Annotated in this window: 29 protein-coding genes and 1 tRNA gene; 18 read left to right on the top strand and 12 right to left on the bottom strand. The window is 54.1% G+C overall.

Features of this window, described 5'->3' with window-relative positions; genetic code table 11:
• The first annotated feature begins 162 nt into the window (after positions 1-162).
• Positions 163-570: a hypothetical protein gene (locus tag AYK82_RS08980; RefSeq protein ID WP_068314300.1), complete on the top strand. Its 408-nt coding sequence runs from the start codon at positions 163-165 to the stop codon at positions 568-570.
• Between the two features lie 31 nt (positions 571-601).
• On the opposite strand, the gene AYK82_RS08975 is transcribed toward AYK82_RS08980, so the two are convergent.
• Entirely contained in the window at positions 602-979 is a 378-nt protein-coding gene (locus AYK82_RS08975) for a DUF3224 domain-containing protein (protein WP_068314297.1), read from the bottom strand.
• An 87-nt stretch (positions 980-1,066) separates the two neighbouring features.
• Between AYK82_RS08975 and AYK82_RS18115 the strand changes: the two genes are divergently transcribed.
• Both AYK82_RS18115 and AYK82_RS18110 read left to right on the top strand, forming a co-directional pair.
• The gene (locus tag AYK82_RS18115) at positions 1,067-1,570 is read left to right on the top strand and encodes a DUF6597 domain-containing transcriptional factor (RefSeq protein WP_068314294.1); all 504 of its coding nucleotides are present in this window, start codon (positions 1,067-1,069) and stop codon (positions 1,568-1,570) included.
• Complete coding sequence (locus AYK82_RS18110; protein ID WP_068314291.1) at positions 1,554-1,898, top strand: helix-turn-helix transcriptional regulator; 345 nt, start codon at positions 1,554-1,556, stop codon at positions 1,896-1,898. The genes AYK82_RS18115 and AYK82_RS18110 overlap by 17 nt, the downstream gene beginning before the upstream one ends.
• A gap of 45 nt (positions 1,899-1,943) precedes the next feature.
• On the opposite strand, the gene gpt is transcribed toward AYK82_RS18110, so the two are convergent.
• The 4 genes from gpt to AYK82_RS08945 form a co-directional block, all read right to left on the bottom strand.
• The gene (gene gpt / locus AYK82_RS08960; protein ID WP_068314288.1) at positions 1,944-2,444 is read right to left on the bottom strand and encodes a xanthine phosphoribosyltransferase; all 501 of its coding nucleotides are present in this window, start codon (positions 2,442-2,444) and stop codon (positions 1,944-1,946) included.
• Positions 2,422-3,204: a competence/damage-inducible protein A gene (locus AYK82_RS08955; RefSeq protein ID WP_068314285.1), complete on the bottom strand. Its 783-nt coding sequence runs from the start codon at positions 3,202-3,204 to the stop codon at positions 2,422-2,424. The genes gpt and AYK82_RS08955 overlap by 23 nt, the downstream gene beginning before the upstream one ends.
• Positions 3,201-4,448, bottom strand: a complete 1,248-nt coding sequence (locus tag AYK82_RS08950) for an FAD-dependent monooxygenase (protein ID WP_068314283.1) — start codon at positions 4,446-4,448, stop codon at positions 3,201-3,203. The genes AYK82_RS08955 and AYK82_RS08950 overlap by 4 nt, the downstream gene beginning before the upstream one ends.
• Positions 4,449-4,527: 79 nt before the next feature.
• A complete protein-coding gene (locus AYK82_RS08945; protein WP_068314280.1) occupies positions 4,528-4,788 on the bottom strand; it encodes a zinc-finger domain-containing protein in 261 nt (86 codons plus the stop codon).
• 310 nt (positions 4,789-5,098) lie between these two features.
• Here AYK82_RS08945 and AYK82_RS08935 point away from each other — a divergent pair, with 310 nt between their 5' ends.
• The 5 genes from AYK82_RS08935 to AYK82_RS08915 all read left to right on the top strand — a co-directional run bounded on the left by AYK82_RS08935 (position 5,099) and on the right by AYK82_RS08915 (position 8,316).
• Positions 5,099-5,851, top strand: coding sequence for an alpha/beta fold hydrolase (locus tag AYK82_RS08935; protein WP_068314275.1), 753 nt, complete (start codon positions 5,099-5,101; stop codon positions 5,849-5,851).
• 206 nt (positions 5,852-6,057) lie between these two features.
• Complete coding sequence (gene cysE, locus AYK82_RS08930) at positions 6,058-6,903, top strand: serine O-acetyltransferase (RefSeq protein WP_156453310.1); 846 nt, start codon at positions 6,058-6,060, stop codon at positions 6,901-6,903.
• A gap of 86 nt (positions 6,904-6,989) precedes the next feature.
• The gene (locus AYK82_RS08925) at positions 6,990-7,205 is read left to right on the top strand and encodes a DUF3126 family protein (protein WP_068314272.1); all 216 of its coding nucleotides are present in this window, start codon (positions 6,990-6,992) and stop codon (positions 7,203-7,205) included.
• A gap of 192 nt (positions 7,206-7,397) precedes the next feature.
• Entirely contained in the window at positions 7,398-7,709 is a 312-nt protein-coding gene (locus AYK82_RS08920; RefSeq protein WP_068314269.1) for a hypothetical protein, read from the top strand.
• A 52-nt stretch (positions 7,710-7,761) separates the two neighbouring features.
• Complete coding sequence (locus AYK82_RS08915; RefSeq protein ID WP_068314266.1) at positions 7,762-8,316, top strand: gamma carbonic anhydrase family protein; 555 nt, start codon at positions 7,762-7,764, stop codon at positions 8,314-8,316.
• A 41-nt stretch (positions 8,317-8,357) separates the two neighbouring features.
• Here the strand turns inward: AYK82_RS08915 and AYK82_RS08910 are convergent, their stop codons facing one another.
• The 3 genes from AYK82_RS08910 to AYK82_RS08900 all read right to left on the bottom strand — a co-directional run bounded on the left by AYK82_RS08910 (position 8,358) and on the right by AYK82_RS08900 (position 10,785).
• Complete coding sequence (locus AYK82_RS08910; protein ID WP_208976445.1) at positions 8,358-8,981, bottom strand: transglutaminase-like cysteine peptidase; 624 nt, start codon at positions 8,979-8,981, stop codon at positions 8,358-8,360.
• 415 nt (positions 8,982-9,396) lie between these two features.
• Positions 9,397-10,020: a PilZ domain-containing protein gene (locus AYK82_RS08905; RefSeq protein WP_068314263.1), complete on the bottom strand. Its 624-nt coding sequence runs from the start codon at positions 10,018-10,020 to the stop codon at positions 9,397-9,399.
• A 99-nt stretch (positions 10,021-10,119) separates the two neighbouring features.
• Positions 10,120-10,785 carry a PAS domain-containing protein gene (locus AYK82_RS08900; RefSeq protein WP_068314259.1) on the bottom strand — a complete coding sequence of 222 codons (666 nt, stop codon included), beginning with the start codon at positions 10,783-10,785 and terminating at the stop codon, positions 10,120-10,122.
• Between the two features lie 511 nt (positions 10,786-11,296).
• On the opposite strand from AYK82_RS08900, the gene AYK82_RS08895 reads away from it, so the two are divergent.
• Both AYK82_RS08895 and AYK82_RS08890 read left to right on the top strand, forming a co-directional pair.
• Positions 11,297-12,055: a rhomboid family intramembrane serine protease gene (locus AYK82_RS08895; protein ID WP_068314256.1), complete on the top strand. Its 759-nt coding sequence runs from the start codon at positions 11,297-11,299 to the stop codon at positions 12,053-12,055.
• Between the two features lie 113 nt (positions 12,056-12,168).
• Complete coding sequence (locus AYK82_RS08890; protein ID WP_068314253.1) at positions 12,169-12,600, top strand: CBS domain-containing protein; 432 nt, start codon at positions 12,169-12,171, stop codon at positions 12,598-12,600.
• A gap of 72 nt (positions 12,601-12,672) precedes the next feature.
• Here the strand turns inward: AYK82_RS08890 and AYK82_RS08885 are convergent, their stop codons facing one another.
• The 3 genes from AYK82_RS08885 to folE all read right to left on the bottom strand — a co-directional run bounded on the left by AYK82_RS08885 (position 12,673) and on the right by folE (position 14,933).
• Positions 12,673-13,704, bottom strand: coding sequence for a patatin-like phospholipase family protein (locus AYK82_RS08885; protein WP_068314251.1), 1,032 nt, complete (start codon positions 13,702-13,704; stop codon positions 12,673-12,675).
• Between the two features lie 80 nt (positions 13,705-13,784).
• Positions 13,785-14,252 (bottom strand): phosphoribosyl-AMP cyclohydrolase, encoded by a 468-nt coding sequence (gene hisI, locus AYK82_RS08880; RefSeq protein WP_068314249.1) that lies wholly within the window; start codon positions 14,250-14,252, stop codon positions 13,785-13,787.
• A gap of 45 nt (positions 14,253-14,297) precedes the next feature.
• Complete coding sequence (gene folE / locus AYK82_RS08875; RefSeq protein WP_068314246.1) at positions 14,298-14,933, bottom strand: GTP cyclohydrolase I FolE; 636 nt, start codon at positions 14,931-14,933, stop codon at positions 14,298-14,300.
• A gap of 354 nt (positions 14,934-15,287) precedes the next feature.
• Between folE and AYK82_RS08870 the strand changes: the two genes are divergently transcribed.
• From AYK82_RS08870 to AYK82_RS08840, 7 genes are all read left to right on the top strand, one after another.
• Positions 15,288-15,749, top strand: a complete 462-nt coding sequence (locus AYK82_RS08870) for an iron-sulfur cluster assembly scaffold protein (protein ID WP_068314244.1) — start codon at positions 15,288-15,290, stop codon at positions 15,747-15,749.
• Entirely contained in the window at positions 15,749-16,114 is a 366-nt protein-coding gene (yidD, locus tag AYK82_RS08865; RefSeq protein WP_068314242.1) for a membrane protein insertion efficiency factor YidD, read from the top strand. Before AYK82_RS08870 ends, yidD begins: the two co-directional genes overlap by 1 nt.
• 175 nt (positions 16,115-16,289) lie before the next feature.
• Positions 16,290-16,374: transfer RNA gene (locus AYK82_RS08860), tRNA-Tyr, on the top strand.
• 149 nt (positions 16,375-16,523) lie between these two features.
• Positions 16,524-17,009, top strand: coding sequence for a DUF6653 family protein (locus tag AYK82_RS08855; RefSeq protein ID WP_208976443.1), 486 nt, complete (start codon positions 16,524-16,526; stop codon positions 17,007-17,009).
• A gap of 54 nt (positions 17,010-17,063) precedes the next feature.
• Positions 17,064-17,471 carry an ASCH domain-containing protein gene (locus AYK82_RS08850; RefSeq protein ID WP_068314239.1) on the top strand — a complete coding sequence of 136 codons (408 nt, stop codon included), beginning with the start codon at positions 17,064-17,066 and terminating at the stop codon, positions 17,469-17,471.
• A gap of 169 nt (positions 17,472-17,640) precedes the next feature.
• Positions 17,641-19,584 (top strand): threonine--tRNA ligase, encoded by a 1,944-nt coding sequence (gene thrS / locus AYK82_RS08845; RefSeq protein WP_068315598.1) that lies wholly within the window; start codon positions 17,641-17,643, stop codon positions 19,582-19,584.
• Positions 19,585-19,766: 182 nt separating this feature from the next.
• Positions 19,767-20,585, top strand: a complete 819-nt coding sequence (locus AYK82_RS08840; protein WP_082733827.1) for a lysophospholipid acyltransferase family protein — start codon at positions 19,767-19,769, stop codon at positions 20,583-20,585.
• A 22-nt stretch (positions 20,586-20,607) separates the two neighbouring features.
• On the opposite strand, the gene AYK82_RS08835 is transcribed toward AYK82_RS08840, so the two are convergent.
• Positions 20,608-21,702, bottom strand: a complete 1,095-nt coding sequence (locus AYK82_RS08835) for a hypothetical protein (protein ID WP_156453309.1) — start codon at positions 21,700-21,702, stop codon at positions 20,608-20,610.
• Between the two features lie 282 nt (positions 21,703-21,984).
• On the opposite strand from AYK82_RS08835, the gene AYK82_RS08830 reads away from it, so the two are divergent.
• Entirely contained in the window at positions 21,985-22,566 is a 582-nt protein-coding gene (locus AYK82_RS08830; protein WP_082733826.1) for a nitroreductase family protein, read from the top strand.
• The last annotated feature ends 18 nt before the right edge of the window (positions 22,567-22,584 follow it).

The raw sequence follows: 22,584 nt of genomic DNA, 5'->3' as shown, positions 1-22,584 counted from the left end.
TGATCACGTTGAGTAAAAGAACTGCTCTCCCTTTGCATTATGCGTTTACTCAACTAGCTTGTAAGTGTGAGTGTTTGGCATATGGACTAGGCAAGTAGTTGGAATAATGCGTTGCTATCTTCCGTTAATTTCAAAGTTGCAGTGATAACAACGCTTTGCCTAATGGCGTCATATGTTGTTGTCATTTGGGCACCGCTAAATGTTATGCCGCCACAGTTTCATTTGGGCGTACTTAGTGTCGTGTTGGTCGTGGGTATTTTGTTTTCACCGCTACTGGGGCGCCGTGGCGACTACGGTTTACTTTGGACAGCGCTGAGCGTGCAAGGGGTCATAATTTGTACGACCTTGATCGTAAGCTTGGGAATGATGCTGTTTTTCAGTCAATTGCCCAATAATGTGCAGGGGTGGCGAGAGTTCTTGTTCACACCGGTTTTAGCTTGCCTGTTTATTTACGAAATCGTTTTGGAACAGCTTAGCTTGTTCTTGTTTTGCATACTCGGCTTGCACATGGCGACTTGGTATTTCCGCGCTTTCAACCGCCCGCGGCCTAAGTCAGCGATGGAGCAATAAGGCAGCGCGCTTGCTGCCCTATCATGCTTTATCAATTGATGCGGTAAGCGACCAGGCCATGACCGGTCGCCGTGTAGTCTGCTTCAGTGACAATGTTCAGTGGGCTGGAGGTGTTTTGCGTCGTTAACTCATAGACAGCAAAACGGGCCTGCACAGTATCGCCATGAAAGCTACCCCGCTCAATTATGGCATAGGTGCCGGGGACGCCGTTTAATTCGCCTTGAAAAATGCCGGTGCCACTGAAGACTGATCTGCTCTTATCTGCATAGGCGATGGTGTATGTCATGGCTTCGTTGCCAACTAATTGGCCGCTATGCGTTTTGGTCACCTCGGCCCTTGTGAGCTTGGTTTCCTGATCTTCGCTTATCGGTGTTTCCTGCCAACTTTCAATTGTATAGCTTGCTTGCATGCTGTTATGTCCTAAACTGTAAATAGATTGTGGCAGGCTAAGGCCGTCCGCTGGCTTGGTCTTGAACAATTGCGACGGAGGGGGCTTTTGCGTGCAAAATTACCGGTAAAAGGGCTTATTCGCGCAGCAGAAAAGCCGCCGTTGCAGCTGGACTTGCGCCCGGCGCAGGGCCGCTTCGGGGCAGGTGTTGCGGCGATCTGGCAGGTGACATGGGCACTGCCTGAAGGGCAAAGCCATGAGCAGCGAAATCTCCCCCATCCGGCGCAGCATCTGGTTATTGATCGGCGTAGCGGCAGCGGACTATATGGACCTACGACGGCGCCGTTTTGTTATGAGCTGCGCGGGAAAGGTGCAGTGCTGGGCTTTAAGCTTGTGCCCGGGGCGGCGACCGTGTTGTTTAATGTGCGCGCTGGTGATCTTGTGGATGGATCGGTGCCGCTCACCAGCGCCGGGCTTGCGGCGCAAGAGGTTGGCGAGCTTGAAGCGTTGGTGGAGGCGCGCGCCTTTGCGCAAGCTGAGGCGTTGTTGCTGCGCCTATTGGCACAGTGCCTTGAGGTGGATATGCACAGCCTCTGTGCTCTTGCTTGGTAAGATTACTACGGGGATTGAGGCAGATCGAAGCCTTCTCAGGGTGGAGCAGGTTGCCGACCGGTTTGGCCTAACAGTTCGCCAGCTGCAAAGGCTGTTTCAGCAGTATCTTGGTGTCGGGCCTAAATGGGTGATTGAACGCTATCGGATTTTCGAGGCGCTGGCGCTGCTGGAGGCGCAGGACAGGGAGGCTTTTGAGGGCTCGCTTGCCGAACTTGCCTATGGGCTAGGCTATGCGGATCAGGCGCATTTCAGCCGGGTTTTCAAGCGGCTGACAGGGGAGCAGCCTGCGCACTATCGAGAAATGGTGGCCAGATCGGGAGAGGTGTAAAAGGGAAATAAAAAAGGCAGCCGGAGCTGCCTTTTGTGTGTTTGGTTAGCCTGCCGTATCTTTGGCGATTGGCGGCTGGAAGGACCAGCCCATATCCCATGGGAAGTAGACCCATGTGTCCTGCGAAAGCTCGGTGACGATGGTGTCGGCCAGTTCACGGCCAAGAGGCTTGGCGTAAACGGTAGCAAAGTGGGCTTTTGGCAGCATCTCGCGCACGACCTTGGCGGTTTTACCGGTGTCTACAAGATCGTCGATGACAAGTACGCCTTCGCCTTGGTCTGCAATCACATTTGGATCAATGCCTTTGATGACTTCAAGTTTACCTTGGTCGTCATAATCATGATAGGAAGCGATGCAAACGGTTTCGATTTTACGTACGCCAAGCTCGCGGGCGATGATACCGGCTGGAACAAGGCCACCACGGGTGATGCAGACAATTGCGTCAAACGGGCCTTTGTCAGACAGACGCCAAGACAGGGCGCGGCAATCGCGGTGGAACTGATCCCAAGAAACTGGGAAGGCTTTATTCTGGGCTGGATTTTCCATCTTCGGTCCCTTTGGTGGATGTGCCGAGGGCCTTGGTGGCAAGCGCCTCTACAGCAGCGATTGCATCTCGCAGTACATCAACTTCGCGGGCTCTGACAACCACTTGTGTGGAAAACACCCCATCTTTCATGCTGGGATAGGAGCCAATGGCGGTTTTGGGGTGGTCTGCCTGTACTTTGGCGAGCTGGGCGGCGATGCGGCTTTCTGGTAGTGCGATATCGATTGCTCCGGAAAGCATCTTTGCGCCTGTTTCCAGCGTAGGGCCAATTTCGTCCAGCATAGCCTGCATGATTGCTGGTACACCGGCGAGTACATGCACGTTTTCCAATTTAAAACCCGGAGCAGCAGACACACTGTTTTTGATAAGCGAGGCGCCATGGGGAATGCGGGCCATGCGCTGGCGGGCGGGGGTGAATTCCCCTTGTGCGTAATGCTGCTCTAGAATGGCAAAGGCACGCGGATCAATGTCGATGCCCACTTCAAAGGCTTTAGCGATGGCGTCAGCGGTTATGTCATCATGGGTTGGGCCTATGCCGCCAGAAGTGAAGACGTGGGTATAGCGGGCCCGCAAGGCATTTACGGCCTCAACGATGCGCTCTTCGATATCGGGAACGACACGAACTTCTTGCAGATCAATGCCCAGCTCGGTGAGGAAACTGGCAAGGTAGCCGATGTTTTTGTCTTTGGTGCGGCCAGAAAGGATTTCATCGCCGATCACCACATATCCGGCGCTGATAACTTTGTGCTGTGCAGTTGTCATTTTAAATCCTGTGGGGCGGTATGCGCATCGGCGAGCGGTGGCGGTGCCCAGTCAAAAATCCATGCGAACTTTTCTAGCAGCTTCGCGGGGGAAGAGAAAGACAGAACCGTATCACGCGCCAGAGATGCAGGCGCACGCATATGATAAACACTTTCGTTTTTGAGTGCTTGGCGAGCAACGCTCTCGGCACGGGGGCGGCGCTGGCTGGCGTAAGAGGCAAGCGCGGGGGGGGCTGCGCCAAAGCGGCTGACATTGGCTGCCAGTATTGCCGCGTCCTCGATGGCCATAGCTGCGCCCTGCGCCATGAACGGGGTCATGGCATGGGCGGCGTCACCGATGAGCGCAATGCGACCCTTGCACCAGCCGCTTCCCGGTTTGATGTGACAGAGGGCCCAGCGCGTCCAGCTGCTGGACAGGCGCAGCAGATCGGTTGCATTGGCGCTCCAGCCTGAAAAGTGGGGTAGGAGCTGGTCCAGTGTGGCGGGCTCGGCCCAGCTGGGGGCGGCTATGTCTACCTGCTGCCAGTCTTCATGGGCGATGGCAACGATATTCAGAAAGCGGCCCTGCTGCAAAGGGTAGTGGACCATGTGTGCTTGAGGCCCGAGCCAGAGACCAGTGTTTTGCAACATGCGCGGCGAGAAATTGCTGGCATCTATGGTTGTGCGATAAGCGACGCGGCCAGAGAATTGGGCTGGGGGGAGGGCGAGGGTGTTGGTTCGCAGGGCGGACCAGACACCATCAGCGGCGATGAGCAGTTGGTAGGTTCGCTCCGCAAAATCAACTCCGCGGAGGCAGGCATCCGGAGCGAACTTGAGGGTAACGCCCGCATCGCTTTGGTCTGCGTTGATGATCTTACAGCCCAAGTAAAGAGTAATATCTGGCGTTGCTTCGACGGCTTTTTTAAGCAGGTTTTGTAGGTCGGCGCGATGGATGACGTAGTAGGGTGCACCAAAGCGCTGCTTTGCCTGTTTGCCTAGGGGGACCTTGGCCAAGGTGCGGCCGGTACGGGCAGCGCGCATGATGATGGATTGCGGGGCGATTGCTGTTTCCGCCAGATCGTGCTTGAGGCCGATCTGTTCAAGGCAGCGCACGGCATTGGCAGAAAGCTGCAGGCCAGCGCCGACCTCTTGCATTTGGCTGGCGGCTTCGAAAAGCTCTACCTTGTAACCCATGCGGGCGAGGTAGAGCGCGGCAGTCATTCCGGCGATACCAGCACCGGAAATGGCAAGAGGGCCTTTAGACATGTACGCAGTGCAATCCTGTTATTGTTGTTGTCGTTGCAAGAATGGCCGCACGGGGCGGCCATTGTCATTGATGAATGTCTTATTCGGCGGCTTGTGCAGCGGCATCTGGTATCCAGACACAATCGCTGGGCGTGGCCTGCGTCGGTGCGAGTGCACTATCGTAGACATAATGGGTGGAGCAGTAGGGGCAGACGACTTCGGTGTCGGCACCCATATCAAGGAAAATGTGCGGATGATCGAATGGCGGATTTGCACCGATGCACATAAATTCTTTGGCACCGATGGAAACCTGTTTGTGGCCGCCTGAATTTTGGAAATGCGGCACTGCATGCGAGGCCATGTGGATTCTCTCCCGTAGTATGGCGATTGGGTACTAGCGAAAGTTTCGCTTATTCTTGTTGCGCGCAGAATAAGGGCTAATCCTCACCAATGACAAGGGCTTTGCATTAAAAACAGGGAATGCACGCAGAAGGTTCTGGCGCGTATTGTGCGCTGTTGGGTGTTTTGGTGCCAAGCGAAGCGTTGCTGGGGTGAGGTCTTGTGTTTGCAAGCTGGTGGAGCGGGCAGCGGGCTCTTGATTTTGCGCGGGATTTGAGGCAAGCAATCCGGCAAGTTCAGCCAATGTGTATAGCTAGGGGATGCAAGTTTACATGCCGATTTTCGAGAATAACGGGGCACCGATTTCCTACCTAGATCAAGGGGAGGGGGAGCCGATTATTCTAGTGCATGGCTTTGCCTCGAACAAAGAGGTGAACTGGCTCTACCCCGGCTGGGTGGACACTTTGGTCAAGGATGGCCGCCGCGTGATTGCATTGGATAATCGGGGACACGGAGAAAGCCATAAGTTCTACAGCCCGGATGATTATGGCGCGCAGATCATGGCTGGGGATGTGATCGGCCTTGCGGAAAACCTTGGGTTGCCGCGTGTTGATCTGCTTGGCTACTCCATGGGAACACGGATCTCTGTGTTTTGCGCATTACAGAGGCCTGAACTGGTGCGTTCGCTGATCCTTGGCGGTATGGGCTATGGCGTTGTATCAGGTGTTGGCAATCCCGAGCCGATTATCCAAGGTTTGCTCGCCGACAGCATGAACGAGATTCCAGATAGGATAGGCCGCGCCTTTCGTGCTTTTGCCGAGCAAACAAAATCTGACCGTAAAGCACTCGCAGCATGTATGGGCTCGGTGCGCAAGCCAATTAGTGAAGAAGATGTGGCGCAGGTGCAAGCGCCAACCTTGATTGCAGTTGGTACAAAGGACGAGGTGGCTGGATCGCCGCAGCGATTGGCAGGCTTAATGCCAAGCGCGCAAGTGCTTGATATTCCTAATCGTGATCATATGAATGCGGTGGGCGATAAAGTGTTTAAGTCCGGTGTGCTACGATTTCTTCAGGACTTGGATTAAGGTGAGTGAGCACACCCGCTTGCCGGCTGTGCTCCAGCGATTGTGATCAGGCTAGGGCAAGAGCCGGTTCAATTCTGGTTTCAGGTGTGTTAGCAAAACGGAAAAGCACTCTTGTGCTTGGCATTCTGGTTGCATAAATGGGTTGTTGCAACCGGAATATGCCAATTGTCTTTATGGAAAGAGACAGCCTTAAGGGAGGCGAAACAATGCAATTACCTCTGAGCGCGCCGCAAGACATCGCTTCGCACGATCCGATCTGGAGTCGTGTGCGCTGCGAAGCTGAAGAGATGATTGCCAAGGAACCGGCCTTGGCCTCTTTCGTTTATGAAACCGTGTTGAACCACAGCAACCTGGAAGAGGCTATTGTCCACCGGGTGGCTGACCGTTTGGGGCACGTTGTTGTGTCTTCATCGCTTATTCGCCAGACCTACCTAGAAGCGTTGGGGCAGGATGATGGCCTGTCTGCGGCTTTTCGGATAGATATTGCTGCGGTGATTGATCGCGATCCAGCTTGCAATCGTTATCTTGAGCCACTGCTCTACTTCAAAGGGTTCCACGCGCTGCAGACGCACCGGCTGGCGCACTATTTGTGGCACCAAGGGCGGAAGGACTTTGCGCTTTACTTGCAGAGCCGGAGTTCGGAAGTGTTTCAGGTGGATATTCATCCGGCAGTGCCGATGGGGCGCGGGATATTTATCGATCATGGCACCGGCTTGGTGATCGGCGGCACAGCAGTGGTGGAAGATGATGTCTCCATCTTGCAAGGTGTGACGCTGGGCGGCACCGGCAAAGAGGGGGGCGATCGTCATCCCAAGGTGCGGCACGGGGTGTTGATTGGCGCGGGAGCCAAAGTGCTCGGCAACCTTGAAATTGGTCACTGTTCGCGGGTGGCGGCCGGATCTGTTGTGCTTAAGGATGTGGAGCCGTGCTCTACAGTTGCCGGAGTTCCGGCAAAACTGGTTGGAGAGGCGGGTTGTGCACAGCCCGCGAGGGCGATGGATCAGATGCTCAAGCAAGGTCAAGCAAAAACAGGCGAAAAACAACAGGGATAAGCCGGATTGCAGGGGTTGGCAGCGGCGCTGCTTTGTATAGTTTGGGCCGCACCAATTGATCAAACACCCTTGAAAAGGAGAAGGCTGTGAACGCCGAAGAAATCCGCAAACTGCAGGCTTTTCTGCGCAAAACATTCGGAAACCAGAACCTGAGCGTTCGTGGTCGTTCCAACAAGGATGACTCTTGTGAAGTCTATGTTGGCGACGAATTCCTTGGGGTGATTTTCCGCGATGAAGAAGACGGAGAGACATCTTGGAACTTCCAGATGGCTGTCTTGGAAATTGATCTGGAAGATCTCTAAGACTTTATAAGCACATGATGAAAGGCCCCTTTGCAATGCAAGAGGGGCTTTTTTTATGCCTAAATGTTTCGAGTTTTTTCTAGGCAGATCGAGTAGGTGACATCCCATAGGCGCATAGGCATTGGTCGCAATCCAAGGATTGGCGGGGAATGCTGGCTGTGAAACCCTTTTTTCCAAGAGCAAGGAGGGGTGATGATTGCAGATCTTTTGGTGCTAGGGCTTTTGTGTGGTGTCGGATTGCTGGTCAGTGCGTTGTTTGCGATTTGCAGTGATGCGTTGCGATTTCGGTGGCGGCAACAGCTCACCGTCATTTCGGTTGTTGCGCTGCTGCTGCGTGGGCCCGTTGAGATGTTGGAGGCGGGGCGGCAAGACGCGCTGGCGCAGACGCGTTTGTCTGCGAGTGGTTTCGGAGCAGCAGCGCTGTTGATTGTGGGTGGCTTGGTTGCGTGTTGTTTATTGGGCTTGGCATTGCTTGTTTTTAGTTTTGCGGTTTTATCTGATTAAGTTGTCGCGCTATAAGTGTCCTTAAGAGACGATTTGGCAGCGGGGAGGAAAGATGCCTGTCTACAGTCTGGGCCGCAAGCAGCCACAACTGCCGGAGGCGGACGCCTTTTTCATTGCACCTACTGCTACAGTAATTGGCGATGTCCTTTTGGAAGATAACGCGTCAATTTGGTTCAATGCAGTGGTGCGTGGGGACCGGGAGCGTATTTCTATTGGAGCGGGCAGTAATGTGCAGGATGGCTGCGTTCTGCACACTGACCCGGGTTATCCGCTGATTGTCGGTGCTGGCGTAACTATTGGGCACAACGCGGTTGTTCACGGCTGTGAAATTGGCGAAGGATCACTCATTGGCATGGGTGCGACGGTGCTAAATGGTGCAAAAATCGGGAAAGGTTGCCTGATTGGTGCCAACGCTTTGGTGACAGAGCGCACAGTTATCCCTGACCATTCATTGGTTCTTGGAGCACCAGCAAAGGTTAAGGGCACACTTGACGCGGCAGCGCAGGAGCGGCTGCGCCTTTCAGCACTGGGCTATGTTGCTAATTGGCAGCGCTACAGCAAAGAACTGGATGTTTTTGTGCCAAGTGCAATGGCGGTAACCAATTAGGGGATTGCAAATGAGCGACGTCGTCACGCTTTGGCATGCGGCTAACGGGGGATGCTGGCAACCGTGGTGACACGCCGGTCTGAGATAGCTGTCCAGCGCGCTGGATTGCGGTTGGACTGACGTTTAACATAGCGGTATGGGGTTGCGTACCACGGCAACACTTTAGCGGATTGGTTGTCGAGGATGAGGTCACCCTTGTCAGTTCGCACGGAAAGGACCGCATGGCCTGAATTGTTAAGATCCTTGACCACCGTGATAAGTAGTGCACTTGAGGGCCAGCCGAGGGCCAAGAAGCGTCGCTGCTTTTCGAGGACGTATTCTTCGCAATCACCTGCGCCCAGCTGTGGCAAGGTCCAAAATTCGGGGGTGCCAAATTGCTGCTGGTCGGTAATTGGGCGAATGGTTTTGTTAACGGCAGTGTTGATGCGCTCTATTTCGCGCCATCGTGCATCTGTCAGACGCACAAGCAACGGGGTTGGGTCAGTTACTTGGCACATTTGCGTGTACTTGTTGCAAAACTCGATATGGCCAATTGGCGGCTCTGCCGGGCCAAGCACAGGCATGAATGGGCCGGGGGGCTGCGCGCTGACATGGGTGGACAGCGTGAGCCCGATGACGGCCACTATTTTTTTAGGCCAGGATATGCTTTTAAGTGCAGACAGCAAATGCGACTCCCGAGTGTTCGTTACCCAAGGTCTGCGAGAGAGCTGAATCCTTTCTAAACAAAACTCATGCGCGGCGGAGTGTGTCTGGCTGCTGCCCGTCGGAGCACGGCCTGTTGCTGCTCGGGGGGGATTGTCTTAGAGTGGTGAAAGTAAAATAACTTCTTATCTATATGAAATTATTGTAAAAATTATCATACTTCGCACAGGGATGGTGGTAAATCGGCAAGTTAGTATTTGTTAACCAAGGATTGTGAAGCATGTTGATGCAGCGTGCTGTGGTGACCGGGGTTAGGCTGCGCCGAGCGTAGTCGGGACAAAGTGATTCTGTCTAAAAACAAGAAGCAGCGCTTTTGCGCTGCTTTATACCTATGGCTCATTGGCTCATGAAGCCTTGGCCTCGTAACGCTGGCTGGCCTTAATGTGCGATCTGTTGCTCTAACATCTCGGGTTTTTGTACGCTTGCAAATTCCAAGCCGATGCCCTCTTCAAAATGGCGTACGACACGCGCGCGCATTCGGCCGATTGTGATAACCGTGCCGATTGCAGGGCGCACGGACGTCGTTATCGCTGCGCCTGACAAGGACACATCAATAATCGAGCACTCGTATTCACGGCCATCCTCAAGGATCATATTGGTGATTTGCGTCTTGGGAACAAAGCGCTCGTGGCGGCGATCTTCCGGTAGACCTAGCGAATCTTTGTTTGCTAGCCAAGTCAGTACGGAGGCGATGCGCTCGCGTTTCTTGGGGCTGGCTTTTATCTCAACCGCAAAACCGACCTCGAGATGTCGGCTGATTGTGCCTTCTACTCGTCCGATATGATCTAGATAAGCGATAACTTTTTCGCCCACAGCGCCAGTGGTGAGCGTTATGAGGCTTACTCCGCCGGGAGACATATCGACGGCTTGGCATGGGTATTCCTGCTGATTCTCCAGCATAAACCGGCCCAACACACTGACATCGACACGGTGATGCGAGCGGGCGTATTGTTCGGCGGTCTCCCCCTGCAGGTCGGTCGCTTCGCTAAGGCTCGTTGTCATATGAATCGAATCCCAATTCCAAGTCAGCCGCAAAATTGCTCATATAATATTACTAGGTTATCAAGCTTAATAGAAGGTATGCAGGGAGAAAACTGTTGCTCAGGCTTTTCCCCCATCCAATATTAGTAGGTGTTTGACCTGACGGGCCTTTCCAAATGCTGATGAGTTTTGCATATCTACATGGGGTGGCTTAAGATTTGTCGGCTGGCGGGGGATTGTTAGGTTGGTTTCTCGCTGGAATTGTGAGGAAAAGCCTGCAAAATCTTCAATCTCATCCGGCCACAGTACCCGCATTGACGAGACTTTTTGCGCGATGACAGGGTCTGCGCCAATCCAATGCGCGCGTTGCATGGGCACGAGTGAGCCCAGTATGCGCACAGCCCCTTGGCCGCGGACGTTCACTGGCAGGAGCAGTAGTTCTAGCGGTAGAGAATCACCACTAGCGGAGACAGCAGATAAGGTCAGCACGGCAGCGGCCTTTTCCTTGGTGACTGATTCTAGCATTGTTGTGAGTTTGGCTTTATCTGCATCTTGCCAGCCATCAAAAAAATCACGCGACTTTAGCTCTCGTCCATACAGCGCGCAGACGCGTGTGCCAGCGAGGCGGTAGATAAAGGCGGCGGGTTTTTTATATTCAAGAATAAACGTATCGCCGAGGACCGACTTGATTGCCGCAGGCTGGATATCGCAGCGTTCTGGTGCCTCGCGTGTGGCGCGGATTTCGTCCCAATAAGAGTAGAGTAAGCGTGTTGCCCCGTGTTTCATACTGATGCCTCCCTGAACTGGCCTTACTTATCGAAGGGAGATCAGAGTGTGTCTTTTATAGACATTTTTAACCATCCCTGTCTCTCTAGTGGGTATTAAGCAGGGTTTGTGCCAATATTAAAACTTTCTTAAAATTTTAATCGAATTTGATACGCTGTTTTGTCGCTTTGGGGATATCCTCTTTGGTTCAAGGTGTTTTTTGTCGTTAAACTGAAATATTAGTTGCTATTTTTTTTGAAGCGCTTTTAATGGGTTCCGTCATTGCCGTCGTAGGTGCGGCTCGTTTTCGGGGGGAAATGAGTGCAGCAGACCTCCGGCTAATGCCACATTGAAAAGCCGCCATGCGTGATCGGGGGAGAGCGCTGGCGGCTTTTCTATTTTTGGCGTGCTTGATCTTTTGTTGTTTCAAAAAAGGACGGGATGTTTCGTATTGATACGCGGTGTCTCACACTTGAACGAAACGGATTTGGGCTGTTAGGTAGTCGCGCCTGCGAACCTTACGGAGAAACGTATGTCTGAGGAGCAAACTTCTGCCCCTGAAAAGCGGGGGAGACCATCCTCGCCGCCTGTCTTTAATCTACCCGGTGTCGTGATCGCCCTCGTTCTGGTGTTTGTTGCGGTGCATTTGCTCATCGAACAGTTTGCTGGGCCATACGAACAGCGCCAAATCTTTGCCTTGTTCGCTTTCTGGCCGCTGCGCTATGAATTTAGCTTGTTTGCGCAGGAGGGGTGGCCGGGAGGAACAGCTTCTGCGATTTGGTCTTTTGTGAGCTACAGCTTTTTGCATGGTAGCTGGGGACATTTGCTGGTGAACTGCTTCTGGATGGCCGCTTTTGGCGGGGCTTTGGCGTGGCGCTTTGGCGCTATGCGTTTCCTGTTGTTTAGCGGGCTGAGTGCTATCGGTGGTGCCTTGTTGTTTCTCTTGATGAACCAAGGCGCGTCGATACCGATGATTGGCGCATCGGCGGCGATCTCGGGACAAGTTGCCGGGGTCATGAGATTTGGTTTTTGCTACGGTGGGCCCATGCATCAGGTGCGCGCGCCGGGGCGGATCAAGTTTTTTGTGCCAGCATTTTCGCTAATGCGTACATTTCAAGATAGGCGGACTCTGGGCTTTCTTGGGATTTGGGGGACGCTGAATGTGGTGTTTGGTCTGCTCTCACCTTCTGCTGGCGGACCGGCAATCGCTTGGGAAGCACATTTGGGTGGCTTTGCCACTGGCCTGCTGCTGTTTTCACTTTTTGACAGAGCTACCTCTCAAAGCAATTAAGCAAAAAGGCCGTATGTCTTATCTGCTGTTTGCAAAATGATAGGAATTGGTCATGATATATCTTGGTGGAGCGGTATTTGCTTTGCGCCATCTTGGTATTGAGGAGGACGTTCATGACAGTTTCTGCAATTCTGCAAGCTAAGGGCCGTGAGGTGTTTTGCGAGCCTTGTGACCGTACGGTTGGTGAGGTGTGCGCGACGCTCGGGGCACGGGGCATTGGTGCAATGGTGCTGCATGATGGTGATAAGGAGATTGCCGGAATTGTTTCGGAACGTGATGTGGTGCGGGCGATTGCTCTGAATGGTCGGGATATTCTGGAGCAGCCCGTGCGCGATATCATGACACGGAAAGTTATGGTCTGCGAAGAACAGGATACCTTGCTGGTGGTGTTGGCACGGATGACAGAGGGGCGCTTTCGTCACTTGCCCGTTGTCAAAGATGGGCGTTTGAGCGGGATTATCTCCATTGGTGATGTGGTCAAGTACCGTATTGCGCAGGTGGAGCGGGAGGCCGAAGAGATGCGCTCCTATATTCATGCGGGATAGCCGGTTTTCGCTTTGATTGCCGAAAAGGCGGCTGGCAAGTGCTTGTCGCCTTTTTGTTTGATGCATGAGGCTTTAGGCGAGATCGTCGGGCACACGGAATTTGTGCTGTGGTGGTAGAGGCGGACAAAGGCCGAGGACATCGCGAATGTCTGTGAGCATGCGCTGGGTGGTTTCATAGCCGATCTCGATGCTTTCCGCGGCACGATGAAAATCAAACAAGCCAATTTCGCCAAGGCGCAAGGGGATGACCCAGTCCGGTGGGTCGCCTGCCAAGCGGGAGCGGGCAATGCGGTCTTGTATGATGTTGTAACTTTCCATCATTACCCCGGAAATTCCCGGTAGTCCCTTTGGTTTGCCAAAAAGCTTGCGCCGAACGATGCGCTTGGCCAGTTGTAGTTGGTTTGGTGTGTCTTGATTGTCTTCTTGCAAGTTGAAGAAAGGATCGTCGTGCACCACTGTCGAGCCACGGCCAAAACTATCGGTGTTGAGATTGATGGCGATGACGAAACGGGCCCCAAAGGCACGGCAGACGGAAACGGGAATTGGGTTGACCAGAGCGCCATCCACCAGCCAGCGTCCGCCATAGGAGACTGGCTCGAAAATGCCGGGAAGCGAGGCGGTGCAGCGTAAGGCGTGGGCAAGGGAACCGGAGCGAAGCCAGATTTCGTGGCCGGTGCCGAGTTCGGTGCACACGGCGGCAAAGGGTGTGACGAGCTCTTCGATTGTTGTCTTGCCAAGGTGTTCGTGCAGAAGGTCGAAGATTTTATTGCCGGAGATAAGACCGGCGCCACCGATGGAAAAGTCCATTAGGGAGAACATGCGGCGTCGGTTTATGGAGCGGGCAAATTCTTCCAGCTCATCTAACTTGCCTGCCAGATAGCAGCCGCCAACGATTGCGCCAATTGAACTGCCACAAACCACGTGGGCTTTAATATCCGCCTCCTCTAAGGCGCGGAGCACGCCAATGTGGCCCCAGCCACGTGCGGCACCGCCGCCTAGGGCGAGGCCGATGCTTGGTGTGGTTGGGCCGGGTTTGGCGAGGCAATCGTCCTCTGGTTTGCCCGAGGCTTTAAAGCGTATTTTGTCCAGCACGTGTTTGCCCATTTGGCGAAGAGTTTGCTATGAATGAAAGAGTGTGACAGACAAACTCTATAAAAACACTGAACAAACGCGGGCTCAACCTATCACTTTTTGCCGTAGACTTCCTCTGGATCATAGACAGGCGCGGCTTCTGCGAAGGTCAGAATGGTGTTGCCGGTCGCATCCTTTTCGATTTTGCGGTAGAAGCAGGAATTATAGCCCACATGACAGGTGGCACCGTTACCTGCCACGCGTACGCGCAGCCAGATGGCGTCCTGATCGCAGTCGGTGCGCATTTCGATGACATTCTGTACTTGGCCGGAGGTGCCGCCCTTTTTCCAGTACTCCTGACGGGAGCGGCTCCAGTACCATGCTTCGCCGCTGTCGATGGTGCGTTGCAGGGCTTCGGCATTCATATAGCCGACCATAAGCAAGTCGCCGGTGTCAAAATCGGTTACAGCGGCGGCGATCAGGCCATCACTATCAAACTTCGGCGACAGTACGGCGCCCTTCTCCAACTCCTGCTTGGCAGGGCGGGGCGGGAAGTGGCTGCAATTGGCTGAGTTGCACATAACAATCCTTAAATAAATGCGTGAGTTGGCGCAGGTGTTTTGCGCTTAGGCTCGAACCAGTTGCATAAAACGGGCCTGCTCAGCTGCATCTTCGGCAAAACAGCCGGTAAAGCTGTTGGTGAGGGTAGAGACCCCCTGCTTTTGAATACCGCGCATGGACATGCACTGGTGCTCGGCCTCGACCATCACGGCAACGCCGCGCGGGGCGAGCGTGCTTTGGATGGTGTCGATGATCTGTGCGGTCATCTTTTCCTGTGTTTGCAGGCGGCGGGCGAAGATATCGACAACACGTGCGAGTTTAGACAGGCCAACAACCGCATTGGAGGGATAGTAGGCAATGTGAGCCTTCCCAACGAATGGTAGAATATGGTGCTCGCAAAAGGATGTGAAGACGATGTCGCGCAGCAACACGATGTCTTTGTAGCCTTCGACTTCCTCGAAGGTGCGCTCCAGATGCTCCTTCGGATCTTCGCGATAACCGGCGAAGAGATCTTCGTAGGCTTTGACCACACGAGCAGGCGTCTCTATGAGACCTTCCCGCGCCGGATCATCTCCTGTCCAACGCAACAAGACAGCTGCTGCAGCTTCCGCCTCTGCACGGGAAGGGCGCTGGCTGGTGGTTGCGGCCTGCGATTTTGCCTCTTGATCGGTGTCACTTACCGGTTTGAGGACTGGTTCCATTGCGGATCTCCATATTCACATCTGTCACGTTACGTTTTTTGAAAACGCCGCAGCTTTTGCGCTAAATTATGTACAAAGGGCCTAACAGGCGGTACATAGCGCAAAACCAAGGTCAAGCAATGGTGCGGGCTCTCCGGATAACGTATCGTGGTTGCTGCTGCTTTTCGGTTCTTGTCTGGCGCCAGCTAGTGGGCGGCGCTTCGCTTTGAACTTGCAGCAAGCGCTCTTATATAGGCCAGAATACGACCTATGAAAAGAGAGGGCCTTTCGGCTCGATTGAGTTTTACTCGGGCGATGCTGAAGTGATTTTGTCGCTAGGCCCAAACCGGCACATTTTAAGGAATGACACGAGCGATGCTAAACGACGTCTACAACAGCAAAATCCTTGAGCTGGCAGGCAATATTGCAGGGCTTGGCAGGCTGGAACAGCCAGAGGCGAAGGCCAAGGCGCACTCTCGATTGTGTGGCTCTACCGTTGCGGTGGAGCTGTGTGTCGAGGCAGGTACCGTGAGTGCCTTTGCACAGGATGTAAAAGCGTGTGCCTTGGGGCAGGCCAGCGCCAGTGTGCTGGGGGCGCATGTGGTGGGAGCCACGGCGCAGGAGGTGCTGGCAGCGCAGCAGGCATTGCGGGCGATGCTTAAAGAGAATGGGCCAGCGCCAGAGGGGCGCTTTGCCGATCTGCGATATCTGGAGCCGGTGCGGGAGTACAAAGCGCGTCATGCCTCTACCATGCTGGCTTTTGACGCCTGTGTTGACGCGCTGCAACAGCTGGGCGCTTTACCTCTTGCAGGCGAGACAGGTGAGGGCGCGCGCTGATGTGCCTTCGCTGTGAATTGGAGCGGCAAAAGCAGGGCACAATGCGGCTGGGCATAGGGGCGGCGATTGGGCTTGCCCTGATTTTCGTTTACCGCCACTCGCTTAGTTTGTTTCTCGGGCGGACATGCCGATATGCGCCGACCTGCTCTGAGTATACGTCGACCGCGATCCGCCGCTACGGTCTGTGGGCCGGAGGCTGGGTGGGGTTGGCGCGGATTATGCGCTGCCGCCCGGGCGGTGCCAGCGGCTTTGACCCTGTGCCAGAGACCCTGCCAGCTGAAGGGCGGTGGTATGCGCCTTGGCGCTATGGCGACTGGCGCGGTGCGCAGATTGACCCAACGACACGCCTTGGCGGTGAGGACTAGGATGGTTTTCTTGGTGCCTTGCGGCTGTTAAGCCTTATCTTTTCAACAGGTTGGCGGCGTCCTGCGATATTTATACAGTTAAATTTAAAAAATGCAGAACGGGCCGTTGACAATTATCCGTGAAGACCGCATAAACCGCCCACACCGCACGGCGAGACACACTTCGCAGCGTGACGGAGGAGTGCCCGAGTGGCTAAAGGGGGCGGACTGTAAATCCGCTGGCTATGCCTACGTTGGTTCGAATCCAACCTCCTCCACCATCCCTCTTTATGAGGTTGATGAGATAATCTTCCAAACTTCCAGAAGAACAAGTTGTTTGTTTATAGATCTGTTGTGGCTTTTTGCTGTCAATCGACAGGTGCTTTCGAGCTTGCTAGGTTTTGCTCTGCCTATTTGAGGGAGAGTTGCCATGGACCTTGGAAGTTTTGCCGAAAAGCTCATGGGAATGGACGATGCGAGTTGGGAGCGACACACCAATCCTTGGAGCGGTTGGTCGCGCTTGTCTGTACTACCTCTGTTTGCGCTGGCGGTGTGGTCGCGGGTATGGCTGGGGCTGTGGTATCTTGTGCCGGTGGTGCTTGTGCTGCTTTGGGTCTGGATTAACCCCCGGTTGTTCGGTGTGCCCAAGTCTACTGATAATTGGATGTCGACAGGGGTGCTTGGCGAGCGGATCTGGTTGAAACGAAAGCAAGAACCTATCCCGCAACATCTTGGACGCATGATCAATTTGCTTAACTTTACTTCTGCCCTTGGCGCAGTTGCCTATATCTATGGTTTGTGGGAGCTGCATCTTTGGTGGACGGTGATTGGCACTGTGGTGATGTTTTGCGCCAAGTTGTATTGCATTGATTTTATGGTAAAGCTGGTGGCTTGGAAAAATCAGGCGGCGCATTAGGCTCGTTGTAGCTTGTTCCATAGGTTGGGCGCTGCCTTAACGGAGTTATGCTGCGTGAGCGAGATTAACATCGAGGGACTGTCGAGCTTTAGCTTTGGCGATACACCAGAGCTGGCAGATGAGCTGCTGGCGCTGGTGCTGAATGGCACGAAGACGGCCACTTGCGGCGATCTGCATTATTATGAAAGCGAAGGCTTGCGCATCCCGCAGGCGGGCGATCAGTATGTCATCACCAACGGCAAGGGCGAGGCCGCTTGCGTGGTGGAGATGATTGATGTGAGTATTCGCCGCTTTGACGAGATTGACGAGGTTTGGGCGGTGCTGGAAGGCGAGGGTGACCTTTCTTTGGATCACTGGCAGGAAGGGCACAAAGAGTACTTCACCCGCCTTGGAGTTTATGCGCCAGACATGCCGCTGGTCTGCGAGTACTTTAAGCTTATCAAGATTTTGAAGAAGTCGTAGGCGGACTTGCATCAACGCGACATGCTGCGTGGATACAGGAAAGAATCTGCGGCATGACCGGCGCAGGTTCTGGACCAGCCTCGTCATTTAGGCTAAGCACTCCTTTGAAGTGACCAAATGACCCACTGCTTACCTGCCTATGTTTGCAGGAGTGAGCCGGAGAGTGATGATGATTAAACTAAGTTTTCCTGACAATTCAATCCGTGAGTACGAGGCTGGCAGTTCCGGCTTTGATGTCGCGCTGAGCATTTCCAAGTCCTTGCAGAAAAAAGCATTGGCTGTGGCGATTGACGGCGAACTGCGTGATTTGGCCGAGCCGATCACCCAGGATGGCGCCATCGAGATCATTACCCGTGATGATCCACGCGCGCTGGAGCTGATCCGCCATGATGCGGCGCACGTGATGGCTGAGGCCGTGCAGGAATTGTGGCCAGGCACGCAGGTGACCATTGGCCCGGTTATTGAAAACGGCTTTTATTACGACTTTAAGCGCGAGACACCGTTTACCACCGAAGATTTGCCGGTCATTGAAAAGAAAATGCGGCAGATTATCGAGCGGAACGCCAAGTTCACCAAGGAAGTCTGGTCGCGCGAGCAGGCCAAGGCGCATTTTGCCGAGCAGGGCGAGCACTACAAGGTTGAGCTGGTGGATGCGATCCCTGCGGGGGAAGATGTCAAGATCTACCGTCAGGGCGATTGGCTGGACCTTTGCCGCGGGCCGCACCTTTATTCCACTGGTCAGATCGGGCAGGCTTTCAAGCTGATGAAGGTTGCCGGTGCTTACTGGCGCGGGGACAGCAACAACGAGATGCTGACCCGCATTTACGGCACCGCGTGGGCTAACGAGAAAGACCTCAAAGCCTATTTGCACATGCTGGAGGAAGCGGAAAAACGCGACCACCGCAAGCTGGGCCGGGAGATGGACCTATACCACTTCCAAGAGGAAGGGCCGGGCGTTGTTTTTTGGCACCACAAGGGCTGGAAGCTGTTCCAGAACCTGACCAACTATATGCGCCGCCGGTTGGCTGATGACTATCAGGAAGTGAACGCCCCGCAAATCCTTGACAAGGCTCTTTGGGAAACCTCGGGACACTGGGAATGGTACCGCGAGAACATGTTCTCCACCGAGACAGAAGACCACCGGGTGTTTGCCATCAAGCCGATGAACTGCCCGGGTCACGTGCAGATTTTCAAGCACGGCTTGCGTTCCTACCGTGAGCTGCCTTTGCGCATGGCGGAATTTGGCGCAGTGTCGCGCTATGAGCCATCAGGCGCACTTCACGGCTTGATGCGCGTGCGGGCGTTTACGCAAGATGATGCGCATGTGTTCTGTACAGAAGAGCAGTTGGCGGAAGAATGTCTCAAAATCAACGAGCTCATTCTCTCGGTCTACAAGCATTTCGGCTTTGATGAGGTTGTGGTCAAACTTTCGACCCGCCCTGAAAAGCGCGTTGGTTCTGATGCAGTTTGGGATCATGCCGAAGAGGTTATGGGCCGGGTCTTGAAGCAGATTGAAGAGCAATCAGGCGGCAAGATCAAAACCGGTATTCTTGAAGGCGAAGGCGCGTTTTACGGGCCGAAGTTTGAATACACCCTGCGCGATGCTATTGGCCGCGAATGGCAATGTGGCACGACACAGGTAGACTTCAACCTGCCGGACCGTTTTGGCGCGTTCTATGTGGACAGTGACGGCGAGAAAAAAGAACCGGTTATGGTTCACCGTGCCATTTGTGGTTCGCTAGAGCGATTCCTTGGCATCTTGATCGAGAGCTTTGCCGGACACTTCCCGTTATGGTTGGCGCCGCAGCAATATGTGGTGGCAGCGATCACTTCTGAGGCGAACGAGTATGCTGAGCAAGTGCATGCCAAGCTGAAGAAGGCTGGTCTTGCTGGTGAGCTTGATCTGCGAAACGAGAAGATCAACTACAAGGTGCGTGAGCATTCTCTGGCAAAAGTGCCGGTAATTGTGGTTGTTGGCAAGCGTGAGGCGGAAGAGCAATCGGTGAACATTCGCCGTCTTGGCTCGAAGGACCAGACGCCGATGAGCCTTGCTGATGCGATTTCCTCGCTGGTGGATGAGGCAACACCGCCTGACTTGCGCGAAGAGGACTAACATTACTCTTAGAAAGTTCCTTTTCATGTGAGAGCAAGAAAAAGAATGGGCTGGTTCCTGCATGGTGCCAGCCCTTTTGTTTTTCTGATATTTGCTTGTTTCCAGATGTGTTGTCACGTGTTTGTAACCGTTGCTTTGCTAGGCAGAGGAATGGTTTTCCGGCGAAGGAGTTCGTCTTGCACGTGTCAAACTCTGATCTTAGTTATGCAAATCCTGAACACCCTTACTTAAAGCGATGGACGATCCGCGTGGTTGAAGGGCTTTCAGGGCGCAAGGAATTGCTAGCGCTCTATGCATACTGGCGGGATAATATAGTTGGTGTGACGCCGCATATCTGGAGTAGCCTTATGGAGCTTGTAGGGCTGGGGCTTGATGTGAATGCCGGGGCTTGGCCGCCGCGCGGCCTGAGCGCGCAGCCCTTAGTGATTGTGGCTAATCATCCATTCGGAATTGGAGACGGGATGGCGATCCTGTCACTTGCCGAGCAAATGGGGCGTCCCTACCGGATCCTGATTAATAGCGAGCTGCTTAAAGTGCCCGAAATACGTCAGTTTTCTTTGCCGATTGACTTTGAAGACACGCGAGATGCGCTGCGAACCAATCTTGCCACAAGGCGAGAAGCGTTGCGGCTGCTGCGAGAAGGGGTGACGATTGTGATCTTTCCTGGTGGGGGTGTTGCGACGTCGCGTCATATGTGGGGACGGGCTGAGGAGCTACCTTGGAAAAACTTTTGCGCCAAGTTGATCCGTAGCGCGCATGCGCAGGTATTGCCGGTCTACTTTGAGGGGCAGAACTCCCGCTTGTTCCAGCTGGTTAGCCAGTGGTCATTGACACTGCGGTTGGCTTTGCTGGTGCGCGAGTTTCGCCGTTTGCTCGGTTCCACTATTCATGTGCGCGTTGGGGCGGTGATCGAGCCGCACAAAATACTGGCAAAAGGGAGTGCTCAGGACATGACGGCCTATCTGCATGCAAAAGTCCATGCACTGGCAGGTGAACACTAGATTTGCCTTTAGGAAAGAAGGTTTAGTTGATTGCAGCCTTGATGGCGACTTCACGCTGGAAATCACCGGTGTTTACGGTGAAGCTGTCGCGGTAGGTGTTACCTTGGTTTTCGGCCAGAACTTCATAGGTACCAGAGGCGAGTGTGACATCCAAGTAAGCGCCGATGCCACTGGTGATGATGTCACCCCCAGGGCTCATCACTGTCCATGCCGTATTGGCGAGCGAGGTGCCGCTGGATTGGTTGATCAGTTTCAAGGTAACATTGCCAGCTTCCATATAAAGCATGGCCTCGGTGAGTTTGCCCGCTTGCACGTGCAGATCGGCGCGAATTTGTGCATTGAGTGAGCCGTAGCGGCTAACGACCTGATACGTGCCAGCGGCGACGGCAACGAGTTCGCCGGGCTTGATGTTCGATGCGATTTTGGTGCGGTTGCCCTCAGCATCATAGGTCATGTCGTAGATATCAAAGCGCAGCTGCTGTGATGGCACTTTCAGCTTGTCGGAGAAGGCGGCATCAAGGCGAAAGCCGCCGGCGTTAAGCAGAATTGTTCCTGTGGTGACGCCGGTCTTGAGCTTGTAGCGGGTTACCGTACTCACTTGGCCATAGGCGGTGTGAACCAGATAAGTTCCGGGGCTTAGCCGAAACTCCGCATCGCGATCCGCGGCTGTTTGCAGCAGCTTGTAGTTGCCCTCACCATCTTTTTCGGTGGTTGAATATACCCGCCACTCCACGCCCTTGGTAAGATTGGGAAGGTCCTTGGCGAGCTTGGCCACCAGATAGAGCGTTGCCTGACTTTCTGGATGCGTGCTGTTGTTTTGCTGCTGCGAGCCCGGAGCATAGGGCAGAACATTCGTGCCAAAAGAAGGGGCAAGAGAGGCCCCTTGATAGCCGCTCAACGGATCGTAGCTGATGGGCGGCACCACAAGCTTTTCCGGCTCTTCCTTCTGCTTCTGCGGTGCCAGTAACTCTGGTGCAAAAGGGTGCGCAGATGGTTTGGAAAGGGGCATGATATTTTGTGCCAGAGCTGGCACGCACATGAGCGTTAGCGCCAATACGCCCGCGTATATGGCCCAAAGGGTGGTGCTGATAAACGACTGCCGCTGATCGTGAATCACTAGATACGCTCGCTCAAACTTTCAGAAATGCAAGGATGCTTGATTGTCGCGCTGCCGCCACACTTTGATGAAAAAGTGCGTCTCAACGCTGCGAAAGACACTACAAGCCGAATTGGACTAAGGGAAGCGCTTTAGTCAAAAAACACAGCGAACTTTTGGAAAACATGCAGGTTTTTAACGAATTCATAGGGGCAGCACGCATTTGTCTCACCTGATATTGACAGGGTTGAAAATTAACCAAGATTATGAGGGTGAGTTGAAACATTTGATTTGGACGGAATCATGACAGCAAAGAACCTAGAGGTGCAAAACTTCCTGATGCACCGGCGCTCGCATTTGGCGGCGACATTGATTGAGCCAGCCCCTCAAGGGGCGGAACTGGTGCAAATTCTGCAAATGGCGGGGCGGGTGCCAGATCACGGCAAGCTCGCCCCATGGCGTTTCGTTGTGTATGCAGACGAGGCGCGGGCACAAGCCGGAGAGGTTTTGGTGCGACTGCTTGAAAGCCGCGGCGAAGTGGTGGAAGGCAACAAGCGTTCGGTCGAGCTGGAGCGGTTTTTGCGCGCGCCGTTGGTTGTTGGTGTAATTAGTGCGCCAGCGCGCGGGCATAAAGTACCGGTTTGGGAACAGGAGCTGTGCGTTGGTGCAGTTTGTGTCAGCTTGCTGAATGCGGCGTCTTCTCTGGGCTATGCAGGACAGTGGCTGAGCGAGTGGTATTGCCATGATGAAGAGGCGAACCGTCTGCTGGGGGCAAGTGAGGGAGAACGGTTTGCCGGATTTGTGCATTTGGGTAGCGCCAGTGTGACGCCGAAGGAGCGGCCGCGGCCTGACATTTTGGAAAAAACCAGTTACTGGACGTCTTAGGGCAATAATTGGCGCCAC

Source organism: Polycladidibacter hongkongensis (genome assembly GCF_001561995.1).
GTDB lineage: Bacteria > Pseudomonadota > Alphaproteobacteria > Rhizobiales > Stappiaceae > Pseudovibrio > Pseudovibrio hongkongensis.
The sequence above is the reverse complement of the archived record's forward strand: the minus strand, read 5'-3'. Positions and strand labels throughout refer to the sequence as shown.

Excerpts from the sequence above, each read along its gene's own strand:
- AYK82_RS08980 (WP_068314300.1), top strand. The coding sequence starts at position 163 with ATGGCGTCATATGTTGTTGTCATTTGGGCACCGCTAAATGTTATGCCG.
- AYK82_RS08975 (WP_068314297.1), bottom strand. The coding sequence starts at position 979 with ATGCAAGCAAGCTATACAATTGAAAGTTGGCAGGAAACACCGATAAGC.
- gpt (WP_068314288.1), bottom strand. The coding sequence starts at position 2,444 with ATGGAAAATCCAGCCCAGAATAAAGCCTTCCCAGTTTCTTGGGATCAG.
- AYK82_RS08955 (WP_068314285.1), bottom strand. The coding sequence starts at position 3,204 with ATGACAACTGCACAGCACAAAGTTATCAGCGCCGGATATGTGGTGATC.
- AYK82_RS08950 (WP_068314283.1), bottom strand. The coding sequence starts at position 4,448 with ATGTCTAAAGGCCCTCTTGCCATTTCCGGTGCTGGTATCGCCGGAATG.
- AYK82_RS08945 (WP_068314280.1), bottom strand. The coding sequence starts at position 4,788 with ATGGCCTCGCATGCAGTGCCGCATTTCCAAAATTCAGGCGGCCACAAA.
- AYK82_RS08935 (WP_068314275.1), top strand. The coding sequence starts at position 5,099 with ATGCCGATTTTCGAGAATAACGGGGCACCGATTTCCTACCTAGATCAA.
- cysE (WP_156453310.1), top strand. The coding sequence starts at position 6,058 with ATGCAATTACCTCTGAGCGCGCCGCAAGACATCGCTTCGCACGATCCG.
- AYK82_RS08920 (WP_068314269.1), top strand. The coding sequence starts at position 7,398 with ATGATTGCAGATCTTTTGGTGCTAGGGCTTTTGTGTGGTGTCGGATTG.
- AYK82_RS08915 (WP_068314266.1), top strand. The coding sequence starts at position 7,762 with ATGCCTGTCTACAGTCTGGGCCGCAAGCAGCCACAACTGCCGGAGGCG.
- AYK82_RS08905 (WP_068314263.1), bottom strand. The coding sequence starts at position 10,020 with ATGACAACGAGCCTTAGCGAAGCGACCGACCTGCAGGGGGAGACCGCC.
- AYK82_RS08900 (WP_068314259.1), bottom strand. The coding sequence starts at position 10,785 with ATGAAACACGGGGCAACACGCTTACTCTACTCTTATTGGGACGAAATC.
- AYK82_RS08895 (WP_068314256.1), top strand. The coding sequence starts at position 11,297 with ATGTCTGAGGAGCAAACTTCTGCCCCTGAAAAGCGGGGGAGACCATCC.
- AYK82_RS08890 (WP_068314253.1), top strand. The coding sequence starts at position 12,169 with ATGACAGTTTCTGCAATTCTGCAAGCTAAGGGCCGTGAGGTGTTTTGC.
- AYK82_RS08885 (WP_068314251.1), bottom strand. The coding sequence starts at position 13,704 with ATGGGCAAACACGTGCTGGACAAAATACGCTTTAAAGCCTCGGGCAAA.
- hisI (WP_068314249.1), bottom strand. The coding sequence starts at position 14,252 with ATGTGCAACTCAGCCAATTGCAGCCACTTCCCGCCCCGCCCTGCCAAG.
- folE (WP_068314246.1), bottom strand. The coding sequence starts at position 14,933 with ATGGAACCAGTCCTCAAACCGGTAAGTGACACCGATCAAGAGGCAAAA.
- AYK82_RS08870 (WP_068314244.1), top strand. The coding sequence starts at position 15,288 with ATGCTAAACGACGTCTACAACAGCAAAATCCTTGAGCTGGCAGGCAAT.
- yidD (WP_068314242.1), top strand. The coding sequence starts at position 15,749 with ATGTGCCTTCGCTGTGAATTGGAGCGGCAAAAGCAGGGCACAATGCGG.
- AYK82_RS08855 (WP_208976443.1), top strand. The coding sequence starts at position 16,524 with ATGGACCTTGGAAGTTTTGCCGAAAAGCTCATGGGAATGGACGATGCG.
- thrS (WP_068315598.1), top strand. The coding sequence starts at position 17,641 with ATGATTAAACTAAGTTTTCCTGACAATTCAATCCGTGAGTACGAGGCT.
- AYK82_RS08830 (WP_082733826.1), top strand. The coding sequence starts at position 21,985 with ATGACAGCAAAGAACCTAGAGGTGCAAAACTTCCTGATGCACCGGCGC.